We start from the raw sequence: 20,692 nt of genomic DNA, 5'->3' as shown, positions 1-20,692 counted from the left end.
TAAAGCAAAAAATTGTAAAATTACGCGAAATTTTTATTCTAAAAGGTTAAGTTTATGTTTGAAACCGTGATCGGCCTGGAGGTACACTGCCAGCTAAATACCAAAACCAAAATTTTCTGCTCCTGCCCCACGAGCTTCGGCGACGAGGCGAATTCGCACGTATGCCCGACCTGCTTGGCGCTTCCGGGCGCTCTTCCCGTCCTAAACGAGGAGGCGGTTAAAAAAGCCATCAGCTTCGGCACCGCCGTCAATGCGACGATCAATCGCAAGTCGGTATTCGACCGCAAAAACTACTTCTATCCCGACCTTCCTAAGGCGTATCAAATTTCGCAGTGGACGATCCCGATCGTCGAGCACGGCGAGCTTTTTATAGCCTCGGACGGACAGAGCAAGCGCATCGGCATCACGCGCGCGCACCTAGAGGAGGACGCGGGCAAAAACAACCACGAAAGCTCGCGCAGCCTGGTCGATCTAAATCGCGCCGGCACGCCGCTTTTGGAGATCGTAAGCGAGCCTGATATGCGCTCTGCGGACGAGGCGGTCGCGTATCTAAAAAAACTCCACAGCATTTTGCGCTTTTTAAATATCAGCGACGCGAATATGCAGGAAGGCTCGTTTCGCTGCGACGTAAACGTCAGCATCCGTCCGCAAGGCGAGCAAAAACTTTACACGCGCGTGGAGATTAAAAATTTAAACTCTTTTAAATTTATTCAAAAAGCGATCGAGTTCGAGATTGAGCGTCAGATCGAAGCGTGGCAGGACGGCAAATATGAGCAAGAGGTCGTGCAAGAAACTCGCCTTTTTGACACCGCTAAGTTTATCACCAAGCCGATGCGCAGCAAGGAAGACAGCGCCGAGTACCGCTACTTCCCAGATCCCGACCTGCTAACCGTGATCGTGGATGACGAGATGCTAGCCGCTGCGCAGCAGATTCCCGAGCTACCCGATCAAAAAAAAGCACGCTACGTCCGCGAGCTGGGCGTTAAAGAGAAGGACGCCGAGATCATAATCTCCGCCTACGAAAACGCGCGATTTTTTGAGGATCTAATCGCGGCGGGACACGAGCCGAAACTCTGCGTCAGCTGGCTTACCGTCGAGCTTGCGGGCAGGCTCAAAAACGGCGTTACGATCGAGGATTCGCCCGTAGGTAGCTCGAAGATGAACGAGCTTTTAAGCGCGATCGAAGGCGGCGCCGTATCGCAAAAGGCCGCCAAAGAGGTACTTGATTATTTAATGGAGCATGACGAGGCCGTAAGCTCAGTCATCGACAAGCTAGGCTTGAGGCAGGTAAGCGACGACGGCGTGATTTTGGAGATCATAGCGCGCGTGATGAGCCAAAACGAGGACAAGGTCGCAGACTATCGCGGCGGCAAGGACAAGCTATTCGGCTTCTTCGTAGGCCAAGTGATGAAAGAGGGCAAGGGCGCATTTAATCCTGCGAAGGTGAACGAGCTTCTGAAACAGAAGCTGGGCTGATTTCGCAGCTTTTGCGGCGGCGAACAGCGAATTAAATGCGGCGCGGCGTATGCGATAGATAAAGCCTCTGGGATAAAATTTTAAATCCGCCCGTAGCGTTTTGCTTCGAGCTAAAGCTTTCAGGCGCCAATGGAGGGCTTTTGCGTGTTATATTTCATTCGGCGCGATCTTGGTGGCTACCCGCTCTGCCTCGCGCACGTTTTGTTCTTTTGAGCTCGTTTTTTCTCGTGCGGGCTGTTTGCATCAAGTGTCGGTCTGCGACGGAGGGGTTTAAGAAGCGCGTCCGTTAGGAATTTTACTTACGGCTATCGTCAAAGTGCGGCAAAGCTTGCAGGGAATGCGTAAAATTACTCTGCCTGAGGTAGCAAAAACGGCAACTCGGGTGCGCGGATAGGATCGAATACGCAGGGTCGAATTTGAGTGGTGAGTCGATGTGTAGGTTAAATTTAATCAATCGCTGCGTCGGATGCGCGTGCCGCAAACCGCGCGCCAAACGATAGCGTGGCGAGCGACCGCAGATCATCTAGGCTCAAAGCACGTCTTGATAGATTTAATCGGGTTTAAAAGCGCAATTTGCACTTAAGCGTCTGAGTAAAATTTTTAAAATTTGATTTGCTTCGGCGATGCACGAGTGAAATTTAAAACGTATAATGAAGTTTCAAAATTCTCATTCGTTCACTGCCGCGCCTTTTGTGAAAGTGTTTTTTGACGGAAGAGCAAAACCTTAAAAGTATGAAATTTTAGTGAGGTAAATTTCAAAAAGCGAATTTTAAAGCGTGGCTTCGGCTAGCGTTTTCACAGGCTGATGTCGGCGCTTTTGGGCTAAATTTTAAAAGAGCGGGAATTTCAAGAGAATGAAATTTGAAAAACCGCAAATTTGCGAATAAATTTTTAAAAAGGAACATAATGAAAATCGCGGTTATCGGCGCGGGCAAATGGGGTAGCGCGCTTTTTGATGCGCTTAGCGCGAAAAACGAATGCGTCATCACTTCGCGCACGCCAAGGCAAATTCCGCATTTTGTAAGCGTGAGTGAGGCATTGGAGTGCGAAGCGCTCGTTTTCGCGCTCGCGGCGCAACAAACCGCGCAGTGGCTGGATCAAAATTTCACCTACAAAAATCAAAAAATTCTAGTCGCTTCCAAGGGCATTGACGCGGCTAGCGGTAGGTTTTTGAACGAAATTTTTGAAGCGTATGTCGCGCGCGGCAATCTTGCTTATCTATCAGGCCCGTCGTTTGCCACCGAAGTCATGCAGAAGCTGCCTTGCGCGCTCGTCGTAAGCTCGTGTAACGAAAATCTAGCCGAGCTTTTCGCAAGTGCCTTCCCTGCCTACATCAAGACCTACACGAGTGGTGATATCATCGGCGCAGAGGTGTGCGGCGCGTATAAAAACGTCATCGCCATCGCTAGCGGCGTTTGCGATGGGCTCGAGCTCGGCAATAACGCTAGAGCGAGCTTGATCGCACGCGGCATCGTAGAGATCGCGCGCTTTGGCAAGTTTTTCGGTGCTCGAGACGAGACCTTTTTGGGCTTAAGTGGCGTGGGCGATTTGTTTTTGACCGCCTCGAGCGCGCTATCGCGAAACTACCGCGTAGGACTAGGGCTTGCGCGCGGCAAAGGGCTCGAAGAAATTCTGCGCGAGTTGGGCGAGGTTGCCGAAGGCGTGGCTACGACCGAAGCGGTCGTAAATATCGCGGCAAAGCACAAGATCTACGCTCCGATCGCTACCGAGGTCGCGCAAATTTTGCATGGAAAGGACGTAAGGGCGAGCCTAAAGGATCTGCTGCGCAAAAAATGAGCCGTACGACGAAATTCTCTCGCTAAATTTTAGTGGCGGATTTTGCTTACATAGGTTTTGATTTAGCCGCTATGCTTGTGGAATTTAGTTGCTGGTTTGCGGATTTTGGTCGTTGTCCGTTTGGATCTGCTTACGCGGCTTTGATTTAAAATTTTGCTTTAAGCTTGAGTGCGAAATTTTAAAGCGAGGTTGTAAAATTTTAAAAAGAAGCTAAAATTTTAAAACATTTAATGTGGATCGCAGGCAGTTTGGAGGCGCTACTGCTTCGTTCTGCTTGCGGTCGCCGGTGGTTGACGGCTGAGAGTGGAGCATATTGCTTGTCTGCGACTGGGTAGGTCAAAATTTTTGATGTGTCAGATTTAAAAATTAAGGCGTAGTATTTTTTCTTTAGATGAGGCGGAAAGGCATAAATTTTTGAAAATATTCAAGACAGATGATGTGTAGTTTCGATAAATTTTTAGTGCTTGCAAAGGAGCGGACTATTCGTCCGCGACTGCGGCGAGTTAAAATTTTACAGAATGTCGGTGTATTATAAATTTTAATACAGGAGCCAAGGCGAAGGATCGCGAGATGGATTTAAGGGTTGCGACGTAAAAATTTAGCAAAGATAAGGTATATGGCCTATCAAGCTAAATTTTTACTAGCTCCGTTAAAGACGCTCGCGAGGCAAATCGCAAAGATAAAAGAGGAGAAGATGGAAAAATACGAAGGCTACAATCTCAGGCTACGCGACGCTCTTGTCGGCGTACAGTTTCTATTCGTCGCGTTCGGCGCACTCGTGCTGGTGCCGATCTTAACGGGGCTTGATACGTCCGTGGCGCTGTTTACGGCGGGCATCGGCACGCTGCTGTTTCAGCTCATCACGCGTAAACACGTCCCGCCGATCTTTCTCGCGTCCAGTTTCGCGTTCATCGCGCCGCTAAGCTTCGGCGTGAAAGAGTGGGGCATCGCCGCGACGATGAGCGGGGTGATCGCGGCGGGGCTTTTTTACGTGGTTCTAAGCCTGCTTATTAGGCTCAAAGGCGAGGGGTTTTTGCATAAAATTTTACCGCCCGTGGTTGTGGGTCCCGTCATCATGACGATCGGTCTCATCCTCTCGCCCGCGGCCGTAAATATGGTCATGGGCAAGGGCAAAGAGGCGCTTTACACGCAAGGGCAGTCGCTTACTATCGCGCTTATCTCGCTCTCGGCGGTTATCGTCGTTATGATGTTTGGTCGCGGCATGCTGCGCCTCGTGCCGATACTTTGCGGCATCGCGGCAGGATACTGCGCGTCGCTGTTCATCGGGATCGTGGATTTTACGCCGATTTTAAACGCGCCGTGGTTTGTGCTGCCGCATTTCACCGCGCCGGTTTTTAAGCTCGAAGCGGTAATCTACATGGTGCCTATCGCCATCGCACCCGCGATCGAGCACATCGGCGATATGCTTGCGATCAGCAACGTCACGAAGGAAAATTTCCTCAAAAACCCGGGGCTTAAAAGCACGCTACTTGGCGACGGACTAGCGACGTCGCTAGCGGGGTGCTTCGGCGGACCGCCAAACACCACCTACTCCGAAGTCACGGGCGCGGTCAGCATCACGAAGGCCTACAATCCAGCCATCATGACCTTTGCCGCGCTTACAGCGATACTGCTAGCTTTTGTGGGTAAGCTCGGCGCCGCGCTCTCCACGATCCCCGCTCCCGTCATCGGCGGCATTATGTTGCTGCTTTTCGGTATCATCGCGAGCGTGGGCATGGAGACGCTCATAAAAAACAGCGTAGATCTGGCCGAGCCGCGCAATATGATCATCGTCGCGCTCATCTTCGTCTGCGCGATCGGCGGTATGGTGCTGGACTTTGGCGCGATGAGCTTTAGCGGCGTTGGACTTGGCGCGATTATCGGCATCACGCTAAATTTGGTGCTGCCAAAGACCAAGCATTTTGACGGGTACTAAGTTAAATTTGCGCGGAGCTTGCGTCGTTCCGCGGGTGCGGGCAAATTTGAGCTGAGGCTTTGCCGTCAAATAAATTTACCCCGCGGCTTTCGCCGCCAAATTTACCGCAGCCTAAATTTTCAAATTTCCCCTGCAAACGCTTTTAAATTTCTAACGTTTTAAACTAGCAAGATATATAATTGCCTTATGAAAAAGACGAATAATTTAAGCAAATTTGATAAAAAGGCGCTAAGGCTGCTATTTGCGGTACTTTTCGTGCCGCTCTTCGTCTCGCTCGTTTTTATCTATGAGTTATCGGTGTATGATAGCTCGCGCGAGCTGCCCGCGGACGCACAAAAGATCGGCGGCAGCGATTATTACAACATCAGCGGCAAAATTTATCTACGCTCTTGGAACCTCGCTCCTTACGAGCTGGAGGGCGGCGCGGACGCGGCGAGCTTTCGCGCGCTTGATACCGGCAGATACTCCTACTCAAACGTCGGCATGGACGCTAGTAGCGTATTTTGCGGCGCTCGCAAGATGACGGGGCTGGATCCCGCTCGCACGCAAAAGATCGGCTCTCGCTACTACAGCGACGGGCGCGTGAGCTACTTCTGCTCGGACGTCACGCAGCGCACGGGCAGTGCGATAAGCTACATTTACAAGGTATTTTTCCACGCCTTTGGGCTCTCCAAATGGCCGCAGGAGTACAACTATCCATACGCTAGACTTGATACTAGCGCGCCCATCTCGCCGCTGACGGAGAGCCCTTACGTCGCCACGGACGGCGAGCGGGTATTTTACGAGGGTAAAATTTTAGCGGGTGCCGACGCAAAAAACCTAAAACAGATAAGGCTAAAAATCATACACGAAGACGGCCCCGAGCTGCCCGCGCACTTTCGCCTGATCGATAATTGGCTGAGCGACGGACGCAGCGTCTACGCAGGCGGCGAGAGGCTAAATTTCACGCCTAGCGAGCGGATGTATCTCGTGGAGCCAAACGCAGGCATAGAGTTTCTTTTTGATCCCGCTACGGGCGCGGTGCTGATGAACAGCGAGAGATTTGACCCCACAAACGAGCCCTATACGCCGCTAAATTTTCAGGGCAGGCATCAAGAATATATGCTGTTTGCGAGCAAAAACGGCATATTTTATCTAAGCAAAGATAAAATTTTAAATCGACCGCGCGGTAGCGGCGCCGAGGGCTGGCTCAAAGACGCGTTTTGGTACGTGTATTATAAATTTGGAGCAGACGGTAGCCGGCTAAGCGCGCTAAAAAGGGCGGGCGACAATCCGTTTAAAGGCGCTGTGCGGCAGATCTCGGAAAGGCTTTTTAAGGACGACGCGGGATTTTACTATCTAAATTTCTACTCGCATAGCGTTTACGTCACGGGTCGCAGCGGCAGGCATCTGGATAAGCGGACGAATTTCATCGAGCTGCGAAAGATCACGCTTGGCGTGCATGATGATGAGGTGATGGCGCAGATCGCGGACGAGGCGGCGCGAAACCCCGAGATGTCGCAGCTGATCTTTAGCGCGCAGGACGTGGAGTATGAAAACGGCGCGGCCTTTTATATGTATTGCCTCGCGGCGGTTTTGGTGCTTGGAGCTTGGATTTATAGCTATCTTAGAAAGCGCAGCTTGCGGCGCGGTTAAATTTAGCGGTGCTACGGAAGGTAAATTTAGAGTGAGACAAAAATACCGACGTCGTGTTGTCCAGCGTACCCTTGGCTACAGAAGGTAAATTTTAAGAGAGAGACGGCACGGCGGAGCAGTAAATTTAAGAGTGCTGCGGTTATCGGCACGGCGATGCGGCAAAATTTGGATACTGCGATTACGAGTACGACAAGTGTAAGTAAAGAGAGACGGCTCTACCATTATTTTTAAAGCGTTCCATTATGGGCAAGGCATCATGGCGGTGGGATATGATAAACGGGCCATAAAAGCTACAGGTATTGCATTGTATGTCGGCGCGCAATAATGAGGCGGCGGGAGATAACGGGACTCGGTATAAAGTGGCAAATAAGATGTACAAAGCAAGCTTTGTGGCTTTTGCTTTTTGAGACCTATTTAATTTCGCCGTGCGAGGGTTATTTGAGGCATGGTGAGCTCCACTAAATTTAAAGGCGAAACGGGAAAGACATCGTTTTTGCTTACGACGATGGGCACGTGCTGAAGTACCGCTTTGGCGGCACACTTTGTTTTAAATTTCATAGCGTCTGTTGGCTTAGGCTCGCACCGTATATAATTTTAGTGGCAAAATGAGCGTAAAATTCCATGCTGTATTTGCACGGAAGCACGCAAACTAAGGTATTGTGTTAGACCTAGCGAGCGTCGATGTCGTACCGCTTCGGCAAAATTTCATTTTCAGTATTTTTTGTATCTCATTTGTGCTTATATGCTCGAGTGTTGCTTCGGCAAAATTTTATTTGCTAAACGCGCACTGCCTACTTATCGCCACATTTGTTCGCACTGGGCAATTATTGCTTCGTCTATATCTCCTAAGGCGCGCAGCATTTGAATAGTAAAATCAATAAATGCGTTTCCGTTTGCGGTGATCATTTTACCGTCTACTACGGCTTCGCGACTTGTTTGTATAAAGGCATGCTTATTTTTGTATTTTGGCAAATTAACGATGTCTGCTAGACTATTTGCGGTGTGATGGCAGTCATTTAGCGCTCCTGCCGCCGCTAAGAAATACGCCCCGTCGCAAATACCGCCTACCACCTTGCCTTGTTGTTTAAATTCCTCTATTAAATTAGCAATTTTTGAGGCGTTTTCGCTAGGCAGTTCGCGCCATGAATTTCTAGCGCCGATTAACACGATTGCCGCGGCATCTGGCGAAATTTCATCTATTGTTAAATCAGGTTTTGCGCGTAAAGCTCCGAACGATACTTTCTCGTTTTTATCGGTTGAGGCATAAAGGATGCTATAGTCCGTGAAATGTCGTAGTGCGGGAGCCAGTAGCGAAGCCTCCCAGTCGGCAAAGCCGTCTAAAATAACGATTACTAAAGTTTTCATAAAGTCTCCTTGAATAACCTACACTACTCAGTTTAGAGCAGAATTCTATGATTTTACAAGTACGCGCGATAACATCGCTTTAAAAAGCCCGCTACCTCGGCGTGTCGCTAGATCGCTATATCTGCGTTTTGCCCTAGCTCTCGATATAGGTTTTTAGTTTGCGGCCGATCTTTGGGTGTTTTAGCTTTTTGATCGCCGAGCTTTCGATCTGGCGGACGCGCTCGCGAGTGATGTTGAGCTCCTTACCGATCTCTTCAAGCGTGCGGTCGCTCTCGTCGTCAAGCAGTCCGAATCGCATGCGGATTACCGTGCGCTCGCGGTCGTTGAGCTGTTCTAAGATGTCGTCGATCTGCTCTTTTAGGTCGGATTTTAAAATTTGCTCGATCGGCGAAACCGAGCTTTTGTCCTCGACGAAATCGCCGAATTTGCCGTCGTCCTCGTTTCCGATCGGCGCTTCCAGGCTGATCGGCTCCTTTGTGATTTTGATGACCTGCTTTACTTTATCGACGCTAAGGCCTACCTCTTGCGCGATGACGTTGATATCGGGCTCCTTGCCGCCTTCCTGCATATATTTGCGCGTGATTTTATTAATTCGATTTATCGTCTCGATCATATGGATCGGGATGCGGATCGTGCGGGCCTGATCGGCGATGGCGCGCGATATCGCCTGGCGGATCCACCACGTCGCATAGGTCGAAAATTTATAACCACGCTTGTATTCAAATTTATCCACAGCCTTCATAAGCCCGATATTACCCTCCTGGATGAGGTCTAAAAACGGCAGCCCGCGGTTGGTGTAGCGCTTGGCGATGGAGACGACCAGGCGCAGGTTGGACTTCGCCATGCGCGCCTTTGCGTTGTCGCTGATGCGCTTGCCGCGCTTGATCTGCTCTAAAATTTCTTTCAGCCGCTCGGGCTCGAGATTAAAGCTTTTTTTGCTCGCCTCTTTTGTCAAAAAGAGCTTTTTTATATCGACGTAGGTCGAGACCATCGTAGCTTCCGGCACGCGCGCAATGATGTCGTCTTTGCTAAGCCTCGTGATCTCTTTTAGAATTTTTTTGTGATTTTCGCGCAGTTCGGCGCTAAACATCGGCAGCTTGTATTCTAGGCGCTTGAGCTCCTTTTCAAAGCCCTCGTCGCTTTTTAGCGCGGTCTCCATCGATTTTACGATCTCGGTGATGAGCTTGCTGGTTGGACCCAGATCCATGAGCTTTTCTTTTAAAATTTTCTTTTTAAACGCCAAGTTTAGCTTCGATAAAATTCCCTTGCTCTGCTTAATCGCCTCGGCGTTTTTCTCGGCAAATTTCATCCAGTCCTTTTTGGCTTTTTCAAGAGCCTTGAAGCTTTCGATGACCTTTAGAGCGCGCTTATCGTTCTTTCTAGAGCGCTTTTGCTTCGCCTCGTCCGCGCTCTCCTCATCCTCCTCGTCGTCGTAATCCTCCTCCGATAGTTCCTCTTCGTCCTCCTCTTCACCCTCTTCGTCGCTGTCGTCAAAGCTCTTAAAAAGCTCTTTGACGCGGCGTTCGCGGTTGATTAGCGGCTCTTTATAATCTAAAATGAAATCTATCAGATATGGCACCGAGCAAAACGCGTCGATGATGATGTCCTCGCCGAGCTCGATTTTTTTGCTGATCTCGATCTCTTCTTCTTTCGTCAGCAGCGGGATCTGTCCCATTTCGCGAAGATACATCCGCACCGGGCTGTCCGAACGGCTCCACTCCAAAAGCTCGACGTCGCTGGATAGGTCAAACTCCTCGTCCCAGCCCTCGTCTAGTAGCTTTTTTTGCGTGGCTTCTTTGAGCTTCGCGTCCTCTAAATTTTTGATTTTAGAGATTTCTGCGGCGGAGATCAGCTCGACGTCGAATTTTTTCGTAAGCGCTTCGACCTTCTTAACGGCCGTCGCGGTGGGGGCTTTGTCGAAAAATTTTATCAGTCTTTCGTAGGTGATGTAGCTTTTTTGATTGTCGTCGAAGAACTGCTCGATGGGCGTTAAGGCGTCTTTTGGGCTCGCCATAAAATCTCCTTGTGTCGTTGTGTATTTGTTTTGGAAAATCGGATTATACCGAAACGCTCTTTATTTTTGCTTATATACGGCGCGAACCATCTAAATTTAATAATTTTTCAAATCCTAGAAATTAGGCTAAATTTTAAAATTTAGGTTATATTTTTAGCTAAATTTAAGATTACCCGTTAAAATTCCGCGTTCGCAAGACGAAAATTAGCGCGCCAAAATTCCGCATCCTTTATGTCGCCGATTTAAAATTTAACGCCTACGTACTTCCTATCTCTGCGCCTTTGCGTTTAAATTTAGCCCTAAATTTCAAACGAGGAATTCCGCCCTCGTATCGGAGCGATTGAGCGGATTTTAATAAATTTGTCGGTAAAATCGCGCATCTATTTTAAAATTTAAGGCGGAAATATGGCAAAAGTATGGAAATTCGGCGATGATATCGACACCGACATCATTATCGCGGCGCGCTACCTAAATACATCCGACGCGGCGGTGCTTGCGACGCACATTATGGAGGATGCGGATAGGGATTTTTCGTCCAAAATAGCTCGCGGCGACATCATCGTAGCGGGGAAAAATTTCGGTTGCGGCAGCTCGCGAGAGCACGCTCCGATGGCGCTTAAGGCCGCCGGAATTTCATGCGTGATCGCAAAAAACTTCGCTAGGATTTTTTATCGAAACAGCTTCAATACGGGTTTTTTGATCCTCGAATGCGACGAGACGGATAAAATCGCGCAGGGCGACGAGCTTAGCATCGATCTGAAGGGCGGCGTAATTAAAAATTTAACTCAAAAAACTCAGTATAAATTCGGCGCAATCCCCGAGTTTATGCAAAAGCTACTCGATGCGGGCGGAGCGATAAATTATGCAAAAACAAAGATAAATTTGTAAGGAATTTGGATGAAAAAATACGACGTATGCGTGATAAAAGGCGACGGAATCGGTCCTGAGATCATCGAAGAGGCGATAAAAGTGCTTGATGCCGTAAGCCATAAATTTAATTTTGAGCTAAATTTTGACTACCGCTTGATGGGCGGCGCGGCAATCGACATTATGGGCGTTCCGCTTCCAGATGAGACGCTAAATACCGCTAAATCGAGCGATGCGGTGCTTTTCGGTGCGATCGGCGGCGCTAAATGGGACGGCTTGCCGCGCGAACTGCGCCCCGAAAGCGGACTGCTAAAAATTCGCAAAGAGCTTGGAGCTTTTGCAAATCTGCGTCCTGCGATGATTTTTGATGAGCTGATAAACGCTTCGACGCTAAAGCCGGAGATCATCAAAGGCGTCGATATAATGGTGGTGCGCGAACTTACGGGCGGGATTTATTTCGGGCAGCCGCGCGTTAAAAACGAAAAGGATGCGCTAAATACGATGTGCTACAACGCCGCCGAGATCGAGCGCGTCGCAAAAGTTGCCTTTGAGGCTGCGCTTTTGCGAAATAAAAAGATAACGCTCGTGGATAAGGCCAACGTGCTTGAAACAAGCCAGCTGTGGCGCGAGGTCGTAAGCGAGCTAGCCAAAAATTATGCGGGGATAAATTTAGAATTTATGTACGTAGATAACGCCGCGATGCAGCTCGTGCGGGCGCCTGCGCAGTTCGACGTGATTTTGACGGAGAATTTGTTCGGCGATATTTTAAGCGATGAGGCGAGCATGATATGCGGCTCGATCGGATTGCTTCCGAGTGCGAGTATCGGCGGCAAGGTGGGAATTTACGAGCCGATTCACGGCAGCGCGCCCGATATCGCGGGGCAGGGTATCGCAAACCCTATTGCTACGATTTTAAGCTCTGCGATGATGCTAAAATACGCATTCGGCGAAAATGAGGCCGCAGCTGCGATCGAGTTTGCGGTGCGCGCCGTGCTTCGCGACGGATACCGCACCAAAGACATCGCGCAGTACGATGCTAAAGAAATTTGCTCGACCGCAGAGATCGGCTCGATCATCGCAGATTACGCAAGTAAGGCTTAGGAGCTAGCTTTGAATGGCGCGCTAGCATACGCTATGGAGCTTGAGAAAAAAGGCGATATATACGGTGCGATGCGGATTTGCCGCGGTATTTTACGCGATAATCCGCAAGATGGCGATGCGGCGGTGCTTTTTGCGCGGCTAAATTTAAATCATCGAGTAAGTTCTGGCGTCAATATGGCGATGCTGGAGCGCTTTTTTAGCGTCGATGCACGTAAACAAGCAGAATTTAAGAGGTGGCTAATTGATGTATGAAAATGAACTAGAAGATATCATCGAAGCAGTCAATGAGATGAAAGCACAAAAGCGCGCGCAAGATTTGGCGGCGCAGCAAGAGGGGGCTGCAAATGCAAACAGCGCTGAAGCAGAAGCGCAGACTTCGCAGTATGCTTTAAGCCCCGCTTCTTTTGCGCAAGATCTCATTGCACCTGATGCCTTAAATTCTACATCTGCGCCGGATATCGCTTCATCAAACGCGCAAAATTTTACTTCCTTGGATACTAAAAATTCCACTTCGCGTCTTGTTTCATCGGACGCTTTAAATTCGGCCTTCGATCATTCAAATTCCATGGCGAGTAATAGCTCTACGCCTAGCGGCACGGAATTTGTAGCGGACGCTACTTTAAAAAAATCTGCCGTAAAAGATGAAAATTTTACTTTTTCCAGCGAGGAGAATTTTAAAAATTCTGATCTTGCAGGCGGTCAAAATTCTGCGGCTTCCGCCTCCCCAAACGGAGAGAATTTTAAAAATTCTGCTTCTGCAAGCGGCAAAAATTCCGCAAATTCGACCTTTGCAAGCGATGAAATTTTAAAAAGCTCCGCCGCAAAATTTGACGAAAGCTTTCGTGATTTATCGGGCATCGCAGGCGAAATTTACGATAGTTTAGGCAGCAATATGAATGAGTTTATTTCGCCGCAAAGCAGGGACGCAAACATGGCGCAAAGCTCTGCCGAAAGTAAAGATTTTGAATTAGCACTAAATTCTACGGATGACGGCTCCCAAAGTAAGCAAGATTTGACGCCTCGTATTTTAGGCGCGCATTTTAAGGAGCTAAGCAATGACGATTTTGGGCCTGGCTCTGATTTCAAAGAAAACGAAGTTGACGATTATTTCAGCACAGCGCATTCTAAAAAGCAGGATTTTGCGTCGCTTCAAGCTCAAAATTCCGCCGCACTAAATATCCGCAATGCTGCCGCGCAGCAGCAAAATTTCGTTTCACAGCCACAGAATTTTACGATCCCTGAGGCGCGAGACCATGAGCTCGCCACGCCACAGCTTTGTAATTCTGCCGCGCAGGATATGCAAGCGGGAGGTTTTGCCTCTTATGGTGCTCAAAATTCCGCCCTGCACCAGCCCGAGGAAGCGCGACACCTTGGGGCCGCGAGACAAGCGGGTGACAAATCAAAATATCTCACAAATGCAGATTTTAAAATTTCAAGCGAAGCGGAGTTTTTGAGCGCGATAAAAGAGCGGATTTTAGTGCTTTTTGAGGGGCTGAACGCTTTTGAGAAGGGCGATTTGAACGCGCGTGTGGAGCTAAATTTAAAATTTATGGAATTTTTGCTTGCAAGTATCGAAAACCGACTTGAAAATCTATCAAAATGACGATTTCATCGCGCTTTTAGATTATCTTAAAAAATTTAGCTCGCGTATCTATCTAGTAGGCGGTTGCGTGCGCGATCATTTTTTGGGGCGGGCGAGTGCTGATGTGGATGTGGAGCTTTACGATGTGGATCCGCACCGCTTCGAGCAAATTATGCAAGACTTCGGCGCACAGGGCGTCGGCAAGAGTTACTTCGTCTATAAATACAAAAACTTCGACATCTCGCTTCCGCGCACCGAGAGTAAGACTGGCATCGGACACAAGGGCTTTAGTGTCGCTTTGGCTACGGACGAACATGAGGCTAGCAGGCGACGCGATTTTACGATCAATGCGATGATGATAGACGCTATAAGCGGCAAAGTGCTCGATTTTTACGACGGGCTTTCGGATCTGCATGCGAGGATTTTGCGAGTGGTCGATCCACGCACTTTCGTGGAGGATAGTTTGCGCGTATATCGCGCGGTGCAGTTTGCCGCAAGATTTGAGCTTCGCGCCGAGCCTCGCACCTTAGAGCTTATGCGTGGCATTGACGTTAGCGATCTTAGTTGCGAGCGCATTAAAGCAGAGCTGATTAAATTTTTTCGTGCACCTGCGCACCGATATGGGATGATGCTAATGCAAGAGCTGGGGCTTTATGAGCGGGTTTTTGGATTGCAGATTGATCCGCGCACGCACGAGCGGCTGATGCAATTCATAGAGCACGGCGAATCTTTCGTGAGAAATGAAATGTTTTTTTTATACGCGTTTTTGAATTTTTTAGGATTAGATAAAAATAAGATTTTAAAGAATTTAGGGCTAAATTCTCTTTATAAAAGGCTACTTAGCGAGCCGTTTTTTAAGCGGGTAAGCGACGAGCGACTATGTAAAATCGCTCTAAAAATGCCGCTTAAGCAGTGGCTCGGGCTATATTGTAAAGGTAGGGTGCAAGCGGCGAAGCGGCTTGGGATTTGGGATAAGAAATTTAAAAGCTTGGTTTGTGCCGCGGATGTCGCTCACAACCTGCGCGGCGCTGCGATCGGCAAGGAGATCGAGAGGCTGCAAGAAGCGGAGATTAGGGCGTTTGTGGCGGCTTTAAAAGCGTAAATTTAGAGAGATTTTTGTAAAATCGCCGTTTTATTTAGGAGCTAGTTTTATGAAAAAATTCTATCGTCGCGACGAAATTTACGCGTTTTGCAAGAATGCTGCGTCTTTGCAAAAGCGCGCTTTTTGCTTTGATCGCAGGCAAAATTTCGTGATTTTTGTTGCGCGAAATTTTATCTTTTATGGCGAGCGAAATTTAAATTTTTGCGGCGTAAGATTTCATAGTGCAAAGCTTAGCTCGGTAGGATTTCACGACGCGGAATTTGACCTATTAAAATTTCATCCGTCGTGCCGCCATACCGAAAAAGCCCACGAGGCGAAGTTTTGTGGATCGCGCGAATTTCGCAGATCGCATCACTGCGGCGGGAAACTATATGAACCGTGCAGCAGCGAGACGGAATTTCACGGCTCGCATTACAGCGAGATGAAATTTTGCAGATTAGGGCATCTTGGCACAAAATCTCACAGCCTGCGTCATATTAAACGCATTAAAGCAAAATTTAGCGAGCCGTATCGCGCGTCCTGTGCTATGGGGGCAGTTCTCGCACCGCACCATAGAAAGACGCAAGAGCCGTATTGCTGTGAGAAAAAATCTGACGTCCTGCAGCGTCGCAAAATCATGAACCTAAATTTTATTTCGCAGAATTTCAAATTACAGAATTTTGCCCATTTAAATTTGCAAGGCTTTACTGCGCGAAATCCCAAGCCGCGTAATTTAGCTTTTCGAAATTCTAAATCTCAAAATTATGATCGTTCAAAATCGGTGATTTTTGATGTTTAATATCGTGTTAGTATATCCGCAGATCCACACAAACACGGGCTCCATCGGGCGTATGTGCGTCAATGCGAGCTGCCGCTTGCATCTGATCAAGCCGCTGGGATTCCTAATCGACGATAAGCATCTGCGCCGTGCGGGGCTCGATTATTGGGCGAACTTGGATCTTAAAATTTGGGAAAATTGGGACGAGTTTATGGCGGCGAACGAGAAATTTAAGCAACGCTTCTTTTTTGCGACGACGAAGACGAACAAGCTCTATTATGAGGCAAAATTTCAGCCGGGCGATTTTTTGATTTTCGGCTCTGAAGGGCACGGGCTGCCGCTTGAGATCATGCGCACAAAGCGCGAAAACTGCATCACGATCCCGATGAGCGGGGCGGGGCGCAGTTTAAATTTAGCTACCAGCGTGGGCATCGTAACCTACGAAGCGATCCGCCAAAATATCGATAAATTCGACTTTAGGAGCGCGGTTTGCGAGTTTTAGCGCTACTTTTTGCGATGTTTTTCTGCGGTGCGGGTGCGGCGGAGCTGAAAATCGCATCGTTTAACGTGCAAAATTTATTCGACGGCGTAAACGACGGCACGGAGTATGCGGACTTTGAGATCGGGCGCGGAGGCTGGAGCGAGCAAAAATACGAGCGCAAGCTGCAAGCGGTAGCGGACGAGATAAGCGCGCTTAATGCCGATATTTTGGGGCTGCAAGAGATCGAAAACGAAGCCGTGCTAAAAGCGCTTGCGCAGAAAGCGGGCTATAAATTCTACGCTTTTTCGCGCGCACAGACTGCACCTGCGGGCGTGGCGGTGATGTCGCGCATACCGATAAAATTTCAAAAAACCTACCGCCCGATAGAGCTTAAAACTAGAGATATTTTGCGCGCTGATTTTGCGCTTGGCGGCGCTGATTTTAGCTTTTATGTCGTACATATGCTCTCTGCACGCAATCCGCTAAGCGAGCGCAAGCGCAATTTCGCCTTTTTGCGCGAGGTTTTGCAAGGGCACCAACGCGTTATCGTAGCGGGAGATTTTAATACGAATTTCGGGCGAAATTCTTTGCTAAACGAGCTTATCGAGCGCGACGGATTTAGCGATTTGTGGGCGCTACATCCCTGCTCGCAGCTAAAGCATTTTGGCTCTTGTGAATCTCATGAAAGCGGCGCAGTGCTCGATCATATCTTGCTTAGCGACGATTTTTTTAGTAGCGAGCCTGGATATAAAAAGGACAGTTTCGCTGTTGCTAAATCCTCTACCGCTTCCGATCATTTCCCGATTAGCTTCATTCTGACGGACGAGGGCGCTTTAAAATCTACGCCGAAAAAGCAAGAATTTTTAGCTAAAAATACCGCCAGCTCCGCAAAGGCCGTCACGATAGAGGAGCTTTACGGGCGCATTATAAGCGAGCCTGTGCTGATAAAAGGCGCAGTCGTGAGCTTTACAAACCGCCACGGCTTTGCGATCTCCCAAGATGGAAGCGGAGTTTTTGTCTACGGCGGCAGCGGGCTGCAGCTAGGCGATAAACTTGATCTGCTAGTAAAAAAGACGAAATTTTATAAGCAAAGCTTTGAGATAGACGATTTTGAGATCGTATCTAGAAGCGGCAACGTAGGCTCTATCGCACCATACGTTTTGCCTAGCGCATCGGTGCGGCAGCTGCGCGCAGGAGATGTGATAAGCGCGATAAAAGGCGACGTTGAAGACGGCATAATTGATCTAAAAGGCGCGGGCGAGTTTAGAATTTTTCGCAAAAGCGCTCCTGTGCAAAACGGCAAAAATTTAGAATTTAAAAATGCCTATTTTACGATTTATAAAGGGCAAAAGGAATTTATAGTAGAATGATACATGCCGTTATAACCGTACTTTTCGTGCTTTTTATGATATTTATGATCGTAGGATTTAACCGCGAAATGATGGAGAAAAACGAAAAACGAAATCAACGAAAAAAGGATAAAGATGGAACTACTCATTGAGATTGGGGTCGAGGAGCTGCCTGCGATCCCGTTTTTAAAAGAGCGTGCGAATATCGCGCCAAAATGGCGCGCAGTACTTGAGGCTAACCGCATAAATAGTGACTTTCGCTTCGAATTTAGCCCGCGTAGATTCGTGCTATTTCACGAGGATTTTCCGCAACGCGGCGATGATGCGCAGATCGTAAGCACGGGCGCACCAAAATCCGTCGCGCTCAAAGACGGCGCGTGGAGCCCTGCAGCGCTAAGTTTTGCTAAAAAATGCGGCATAAGCGAAAGCGAGCTGGAATTTCGGCAGATAGGCGGCAAAGAGGTGCTCTACCACGCTGCGGTGCAAAAAGGGCGTGATAGTCGTGAAATCCTAGGCGAAATGATAGAGGAGTTTTTACGATCGCTAAATTTTGGACGCGCGATGCGCTGGGGTAGCGGCAAGTTTGAATTTATCCGTCCGATAAGAAGCATAGCCTGCGTTTTGGGCGGTCAAAACGTAGATTTTGAAATTTATGGCGTGCGAAGCGCGGCTGCATTTTTTCCGCACCGAAAATTTGGCTATGAAGCGATTAAATTTAAAGACGCCGCAGATTATTTCGCACTGCTGGAGCGTAACGGCGTAATTTTAAGCGAGCAAAAAAGAAAGAATAAAATTCTAAGCGAGTTTGCAAAGCTCGAGAAAAAGCATGGCTTTAAGATCGAGGTCGATCCTGCATTGCTGGATGAAGTAACGGCGATCACCGAGTATCCGACGGCGCTGCTAGGCAGTTTTGAGCGAGATTTTTTAAGCGTACCAAAAGAGGTCATCATCACTTCGATGAAGGAGAATCAGCGCTATTTTCCCGTTTTCGAGGGTAAAAGCTTAAGCAATCACTTCATTGTCGTTAGTAATGCGATCACCGATGATGACGAGCTTGTAGTACGCGGTAATGAAAAAGTTTTACGCGCGCGCCTAAGCGATGCTATGTTTTTTTGGAAAAGTGATTTGCAAGCGGAATTTAGTCCTGAAAAACTTAAACAAATCTCCTATATGCAAGCCCTTGGCTCGGTTTATGATAAGCAAGTGCGCGAGCTAGCGGTAGCAAGGGCACTGAGCGCGGATTATGCTACGCAGATTGAGGCGGAGATCGGCAAAAAAGATTTTGCGCAGGATATAGAAAATGCCCTAATGTTTAGTAAAGCAGATCTTAGCAGCACGATGGTGGGCGAATTTAGCGAGCTTCAAGGCATTATGGGTAGTTACTATGCCGCACACGCTGGACTAGCAGAGCATATATGCCGCGCGATACGCGAGCAATATCTGCCTAGCGGCGAGGATAGCGAGCTGCCAAGCGGTGTATTTAGTAGCGTAATCGCTGTGGCGATGAAATTTGAAACGCTCCTGGGGCTTTTTAGTATCGATAAAGTTCCAAGCGGTAACAAAGATCCGTATGCGCTTCGCCGCGCAGCTACTGGGCTAATTAAAATTTTACTAAATCAAGGATTGAGCTTTGATGCGAATGCGCTGGCGCAAAAGCTGGCGCCAAATTATAAGAAATTTGACATTTCTAAGCTGCTGGATTTTATAAAAGATAGGTTATATGGAATTTTTGACGAGATAAATCCATCCGTGATCAAGGCGTCCATCGCAAGCGGCGAAAACGATCTATTACGACTAAGCAAGGCCATAAAGGCGCTGGGCGAGATCGTAGCAGCAGCGGATTTCGGGGAAAATTTCGCAACTTTTAAGCGCCTAGCCAATATCATCAAGGACGAAAAAATAGACGCGGTGGACGAAAATCTATTCGAACACGACGCTGAGCGTGCGCTAAATGCGGCGTTCAGGGCGATTAAGCTCAACGAAAACGACGTGAGTGGGTATTTGCGCTCGCTATTTGGGCTTAAAGGCGTGATTGATGATTTTTTCGATAACGTAATGATAAACGTCAAGGATGCCGCGATACGCGCAAATCGTATCGCAAATATCGGGCAAATTTATCGCGCGTTTTTGCAGTTTGCCGATATCAAAGAGATAGGATTTTAATCCCACTTAGAGCTCGTTTGCCCAAGGTTTACACGAACCTTGGGCAAAATTTTACCGCGCAAAGGAGCGCAAATGCTAATCATCAACGCAAAATTACCAACTAAAAATCTAAAAATCACAAAATCTCTCTCGCAGCTGATTCAGGGCTTTTTTTATCGCTATCTACCGGCTTCAGAGCACGTAGGATATAGGCACGAATCAAGCGGTAAAATTTTTAAACGCACGGTGTTTGATTTTATCTTGCGAGGAGAGGACTTGCGCGTGCGATTTGCTTCATGCGAGCCGGAGTTTGAACGTAAAATCGCGCTAGCAGTGCTAAAAGACGGGCTAAGCTTGGGTGAAATTCTATTTACGCAAACTACCGTCGAAGCGAAAAATCATAAAATTTGCGAGAACGAAGCTATTGTGCAAGGCTACGTGGCGTGCGCAGTAAGTGGGCTTTTGGGGCATAAGATTTATTTGCAGCCGCAAGATAGTAGGCATTTAGAGATGATGAAGACGAATATTTTACAGCGATTTGAAACGATTATGGGGCGAAAATATGATGGCGAAATGGAATTAAATTTATTGTGGCAAAAGCTGGGTGAGTCTGTGAAATTCTATTATGGCAACAACCGCGAGCCGGTATATGCGTGGCAGGCAAGATGGAAAATTGTAGCTAATGCTGAACTAATAAATTTGATCCTTGGCACGGGCGCTGGAAGTGGGTGTATGAACTATGGAGTAGGGGTTTTGGAGGTTGTAAAGCAAGACTGCATTAAAGCACAAATTTCAAATCCTAAAAAGGATGATTGCTTGCTTTAAAACCGATTGTATAATAAAAATTTAAAAAAGGCAAATTATTTCATTAAAACACAATAACTATTGATAATATAATTAAAATTAGTTATAATTCGCGTATATTTTAGAAAGGATAAATTTTGGGCGATATAGTTAAAATTTTTTCTAGTATCGGCGAAATTTACGACAAACAAAAAACTAAAATTAACAACAAGAGCTATGAATACGATGCTATTAAAATTTATCTTTGTGATATTAAAAGTAAAGAAATATTGGTAAATAACAAT

Annotated in this window: 18 protein-coding genes; 15 read left to right on the top strand and 3 right to left on the bottom strand. The window is 47.8% G+C overall.

Features of this window, described 5'->3' with window-relative positions; all coding sequences use genetic code 11:
- Positions 1–54: 54 nt before the first annotated feature.
- The 4 genes from gatB to Q0620_RS06670 all read left to right on the top strand — a co-directional run bounded on the left by gatB (position 55) and on the right by Q0620_RS06670 (position 6,844).
- Complete coding sequence (gene gatB, locus Q0620_RS06685) at positions 55–1,476, top strand: Asp-tRNA(Asn)/Glu-tRNA(Gln) amidotransferase subunit GatB (protein WP_298783935.1); 1,422 nt, start codon at positions 55–57, stop codon at positions 1,474–1,476.
- Positions 1,477–2,382: 906 nt separating this feature from the next.
- Complete coding sequence (locus Q0620_RS06680) at positions 2,383–3,273, top strand: NAD(P)H-dependent glycerol-3-phosphate dehydrogenase (protein ID WP_298019992.1); 891 nt, start codon at positions 2,383–2,385, stop codon at positions 3,271–3,273.
- 694 nt (positions 3,274–3,967) lie between these two features.
- Positions 3,968–5,209 (top strand): uracil-xanthine permease family protein, encoded by a 1,242-nt coding sequence (locus Q0620_RS06675; RefSeq protein ID WP_298103186.1) that lies wholly within the window; start codon positions 3,968–3,970, stop codon positions 5,207–5,209.
- Between the two features lie 186 nt (positions 5,210–5,395).
- Entirely contained in the window at positions 5,396–6,844 is a 1,449-nt protein-coding gene (locus Q0620_RS06670; protein ID WP_298783933.1) for a DKNYY domain-containing protein, read from the top strand.
- A 414-nt stretch (positions 6,845–7,258) separates the two neighbouring features.
- On the opposite strand, the gene Q0620_RS06665 is transcribed toward Q0620_RS06670, so the two are convergent.
- From Q0620_RS06665 to rpoD, 3 genes are all read right to left on the bottom strand, one after another.
- Positions 7,259–7,402, bottom strand: a complete 144-nt coding sequence (locus Q0620_RS06665) for a hypothetical protein (protein WP_298783931.1) — start codon at positions 7,400–7,402, stop codon at positions 7,259–7,261.
- Positions 7,403–7,639: 237 nt separating this feature from the next.
- Positions 7,640–8,209, bottom strand: coding sequence for a DJ-1/PfpI family protein (locus Q0620_RS06660; RefSeq protein WP_297945200.1), 570 nt, complete (start codon positions 8,207–8,209; stop codon positions 7,640–7,642).
- Positions 8,210–8,342: 133 nt separating this feature from the next.
- A complete protein-coding gene (gene rpoD, locus Q0620_RS06655) occupies positions 8,343–10,223 on the bottom strand; it encodes an RNA polymerase sigma factor RpoD (protein ID WP_298783929.1) in 1,881 nt (626 codons plus the stop codon).
- Between the two features lie 405 nt (positions 10,224–10,628).
- Here rpoD and Q0620_RS06650 point away from each other — a divergent pair, with 405 nt between their 5' ends.
- The 11 genes from Q0620_RS06650 to Q0620_RS06600 all read left to right on the top strand — a co-directional run bounded on the left by Q0620_RS06650 (position 10,629) and on the right by Q0620_RS06600 (position 20,429).
- Entirely contained in the window at positions 10,629–11,111 is a 483-nt protein-coding gene (locus tag Q0620_RS06650) for a 3-isopropylmalate dehydratase small subunit (protein ID WP_291937702.1), read from the top strand.
- 9 nt (positions 11,112–11,120) lie between these two features.
- Positions 11,121–12,191 carry a 3-isopropylmalate dehydrogenase gene (gene leuB, locus Q0620_RS06645; protein ID WP_298783927.1) on the top strand — a complete coding sequence of 357 codons (1,071 nt, stop codon included), beginning with the start codon at positions 11,121–11,123 and terminating at the stop codon, positions 12,189–12,191.
- Between the two features lie 9 nt (positions 12,192–12,200).
- The gene (locus tag Q0620_RS06640) at positions 12,201–12,443 is read left to right on the top strand and encodes a hypothetical protein (protein WP_297959908.1); all 243 of its coding nucleotides are present in this window, start codon (positions 12,201–12,203) and stop codon (positions 12,441–12,443) included.
- Positions 12,433–13,794 (top strand): hypothetical protein, encoded by a 1,362-nt coding sequence (locus tag Q0620_RS06635; RefSeq protein WP_298783924.1) that lies wholly within the window; start codon positions 12,433–12,435, stop codon positions 13,792–13,794. Before Q0620_RS06640 ends, Q0620_RS06635 begins: the two co-directional genes overlap by 11 nt.
- Complete coding sequence (locus Q0620_RS06630) at positions 13,754–14,875, top strand: CCA tRNA nucleotidyltransferase (protein WP_298783922.1); 1,122 nt, start codon at positions 13,754–13,756, stop codon at positions 14,873–14,875. The genes Q0620_RS06635 and Q0620_RS06630 overlap by 41 nt, the downstream gene beginning before the upstream one ends.
- A 49-nt stretch (positions 14,876–14,924) precedes the next feature.
- Positions 14,925–15,653: a hypothetical protein gene (locus Q0620_RS06625; protein WP_298783919.1), complete on the top strand. Its 729-nt coding sequence runs from the start codon at positions 14,925–14,927 to the stop codon at positions 15,651–15,653.
- On the top strand, positions 15,646–16,134 hold the full coding sequence (locus Q0620_RS06620; protein WP_298783953.1) for a tRNA (cytidine(34)-2'-O)-methyltransferase: 489 nt from the start codon (positions 15,646–15,648) through the stop codon (positions 16,132–16,134). Before Q0620_RS06625 ends, Q0620_RS06620 begins: the two co-directional genes overlap by 8 nt.
- Complete coding sequence (locus Q0620_RS06615; protein WP_298783917.1) at positions 16,122–17,483, top strand: endonuclease/exonuclease/phosphatase family protein; 1,362 nt, start codon at positions 16,122–16,124, stop codon at positions 17,481–17,483. The genes Q0620_RS06620 and Q0620_RS06615 overlap by 13 nt, the downstream gene beginning before the upstream one ends.
- Positions 17,480–17,614 carry a hypothetical protein gene (locus Q0620_RS06610; RefSeq protein WP_298783915.1) on the top strand — a complete coding sequence of 45 codons (135 nt, stop codon included), beginning with the start codon at positions 17,480–17,482 and terminating at the stop codon, positions 17,612–17,614. The genes Q0620_RS06615 and Q0620_RS06610 overlap by 4 nt, the downstream gene beginning before the upstream one ends.
- Entirely contained in the window at positions 17,598–19,625 is a 2,028-nt protein-coding gene (gene glyS / locus Q0620_RS06605) for a glycine--tRNA ligase subunit beta (RefSeq protein WP_298783913.1), read from the top strand. The genes Q0620_RS06610 and glyS overlap by 17 nt, the downstream gene beginning before the upstream one ends.
- A gap of 72 nt (positions 19,626–19,697) precedes the next feature.
- Positions 19,698–20,429, top strand: coding sequence for a CRISPR-associated endoribonuclease Cas6 (locus Q0620_RS06600; protein ID WP_298783911.1), 732 nt, complete (start codon positions 19,698–19,700; stop codon positions 20,427–20,429).
- Positions 20,430–20,692 lie beyond the last annotated feature (263 nt).

It is taken from the genome of uncultured Campylobacter sp. (assembly GCF_938017615.1).
Lineage (GTDB): Bacteria > Campylobacterota > Campylobacteria > Campylobacterales > Campylobacteraceae > Campylobacter_B.
The sequence above is the reverse complement of the archived record's forward strand: the minus strand, read 5'-3'. Positions and strand labels throughout refer to the sequence as shown.

What these genes read in the sequence shown, in the direction of transcription:
- gatB (WP_298783935.1), top strand. Translation starts at nt 55, where the DNA reads ATGTTTGAAACCGTGATCGGCCTGGAGGTACACTGCCAGCTAAATACC.
- Q0620_RS06680 (WP_298019992.1), top strand. Translation starts at nt 2,383, where the DNA reads ATGAAAATCGCGGTTATCGGCGCGGGCAAATGGGGTAGCGCGCTTTTT.
- Q0620_RS06675 (WP_298103186.1), top strand. Translation starts at nt 3,968, where the DNA reads ATGGAAAAATACGAAGGCTACAATCTCAGGCTACGCGACGCTCTTGTC.
- Q0620_RS06670 (WP_298783933.1), top strand. Translation starts at nt 5,396, where the DNA reads ATGAAAAAGACGAATAATTTAAGCAAATTTGATAAAAAGGCGCTAAGG.
- Q0620_RS06665 (WP_298783931.1), bottom strand. Translation starts at nt 7,402, where the DNA reads ATGAAATTTAAAACAAAGTGTGCCGCCAAAGCGGTACTTCAGCACGTG.
- Q0620_RS06660 (WP_297945200.1), bottom strand. Translation starts at nt 8,209, where the DNA reads ATGAAAACTTTAGTAATCGTTATTTTAGACGGCTTTGCCGACTGGGAG.
- rpoD (WP_298783929.1), bottom strand. Translation starts at nt 10,223, where the DNA reads ATGGCGAGCCCAAAAGACGCCTTAACGCCCATCGAGCAGTTCTTCGAC.
- Q0620_RS06650 (WP_291937702.1), top strand. Translation starts at nt 10,629, where the DNA reads ATGGCAAAAGTATGGAAATTCGGCGATGATATCGACACCGACATCATT.
- leuB (WP_298783927.1), top strand. Translation starts at nt 11,121, where the DNA reads ATGAAAAAATACGACGTATGCGTGATAAAAGGCGACGGAATCGGTCCT.
- Q0620_RS06625 (WP_298783919.1), top strand. Translation starts at nt 14,925, where the DNA reads ATGAAAAAATTCTATCGTCGCGACGAAATTTACGCGTTTTGCAAGAAT.
- Q0620_RS06620 (WP_298783953.1), top strand. Translation starts at nt 15,646, where the DNA reads ATGTTTAATATCGTGTTAGTATATCCGCAGATCCACACAAACACGGGC.
- Q0620_RS06610 (WP_298783915.1), top strand. Translation starts at nt 17,480, where the DNA reads ATGATACATGCCGTTATAACCGTACTTTTCGTGCTTTTTATGATATTT.
- glyS (WP_298783913.1), top strand. Translation starts at nt 17,598, where the DNA reads ATGGAACTACTCATTGAGATTGGGGTCGAGGAGCTGCCTGCGATCCCG.
- Q0620_RS06600 (WP_298783911.1), top strand. Translation starts at nt 19,698, where the DNA reads ATGCTAATCATCAACGCAAAATTACCAACTAAAAATCTAAAAATCACA.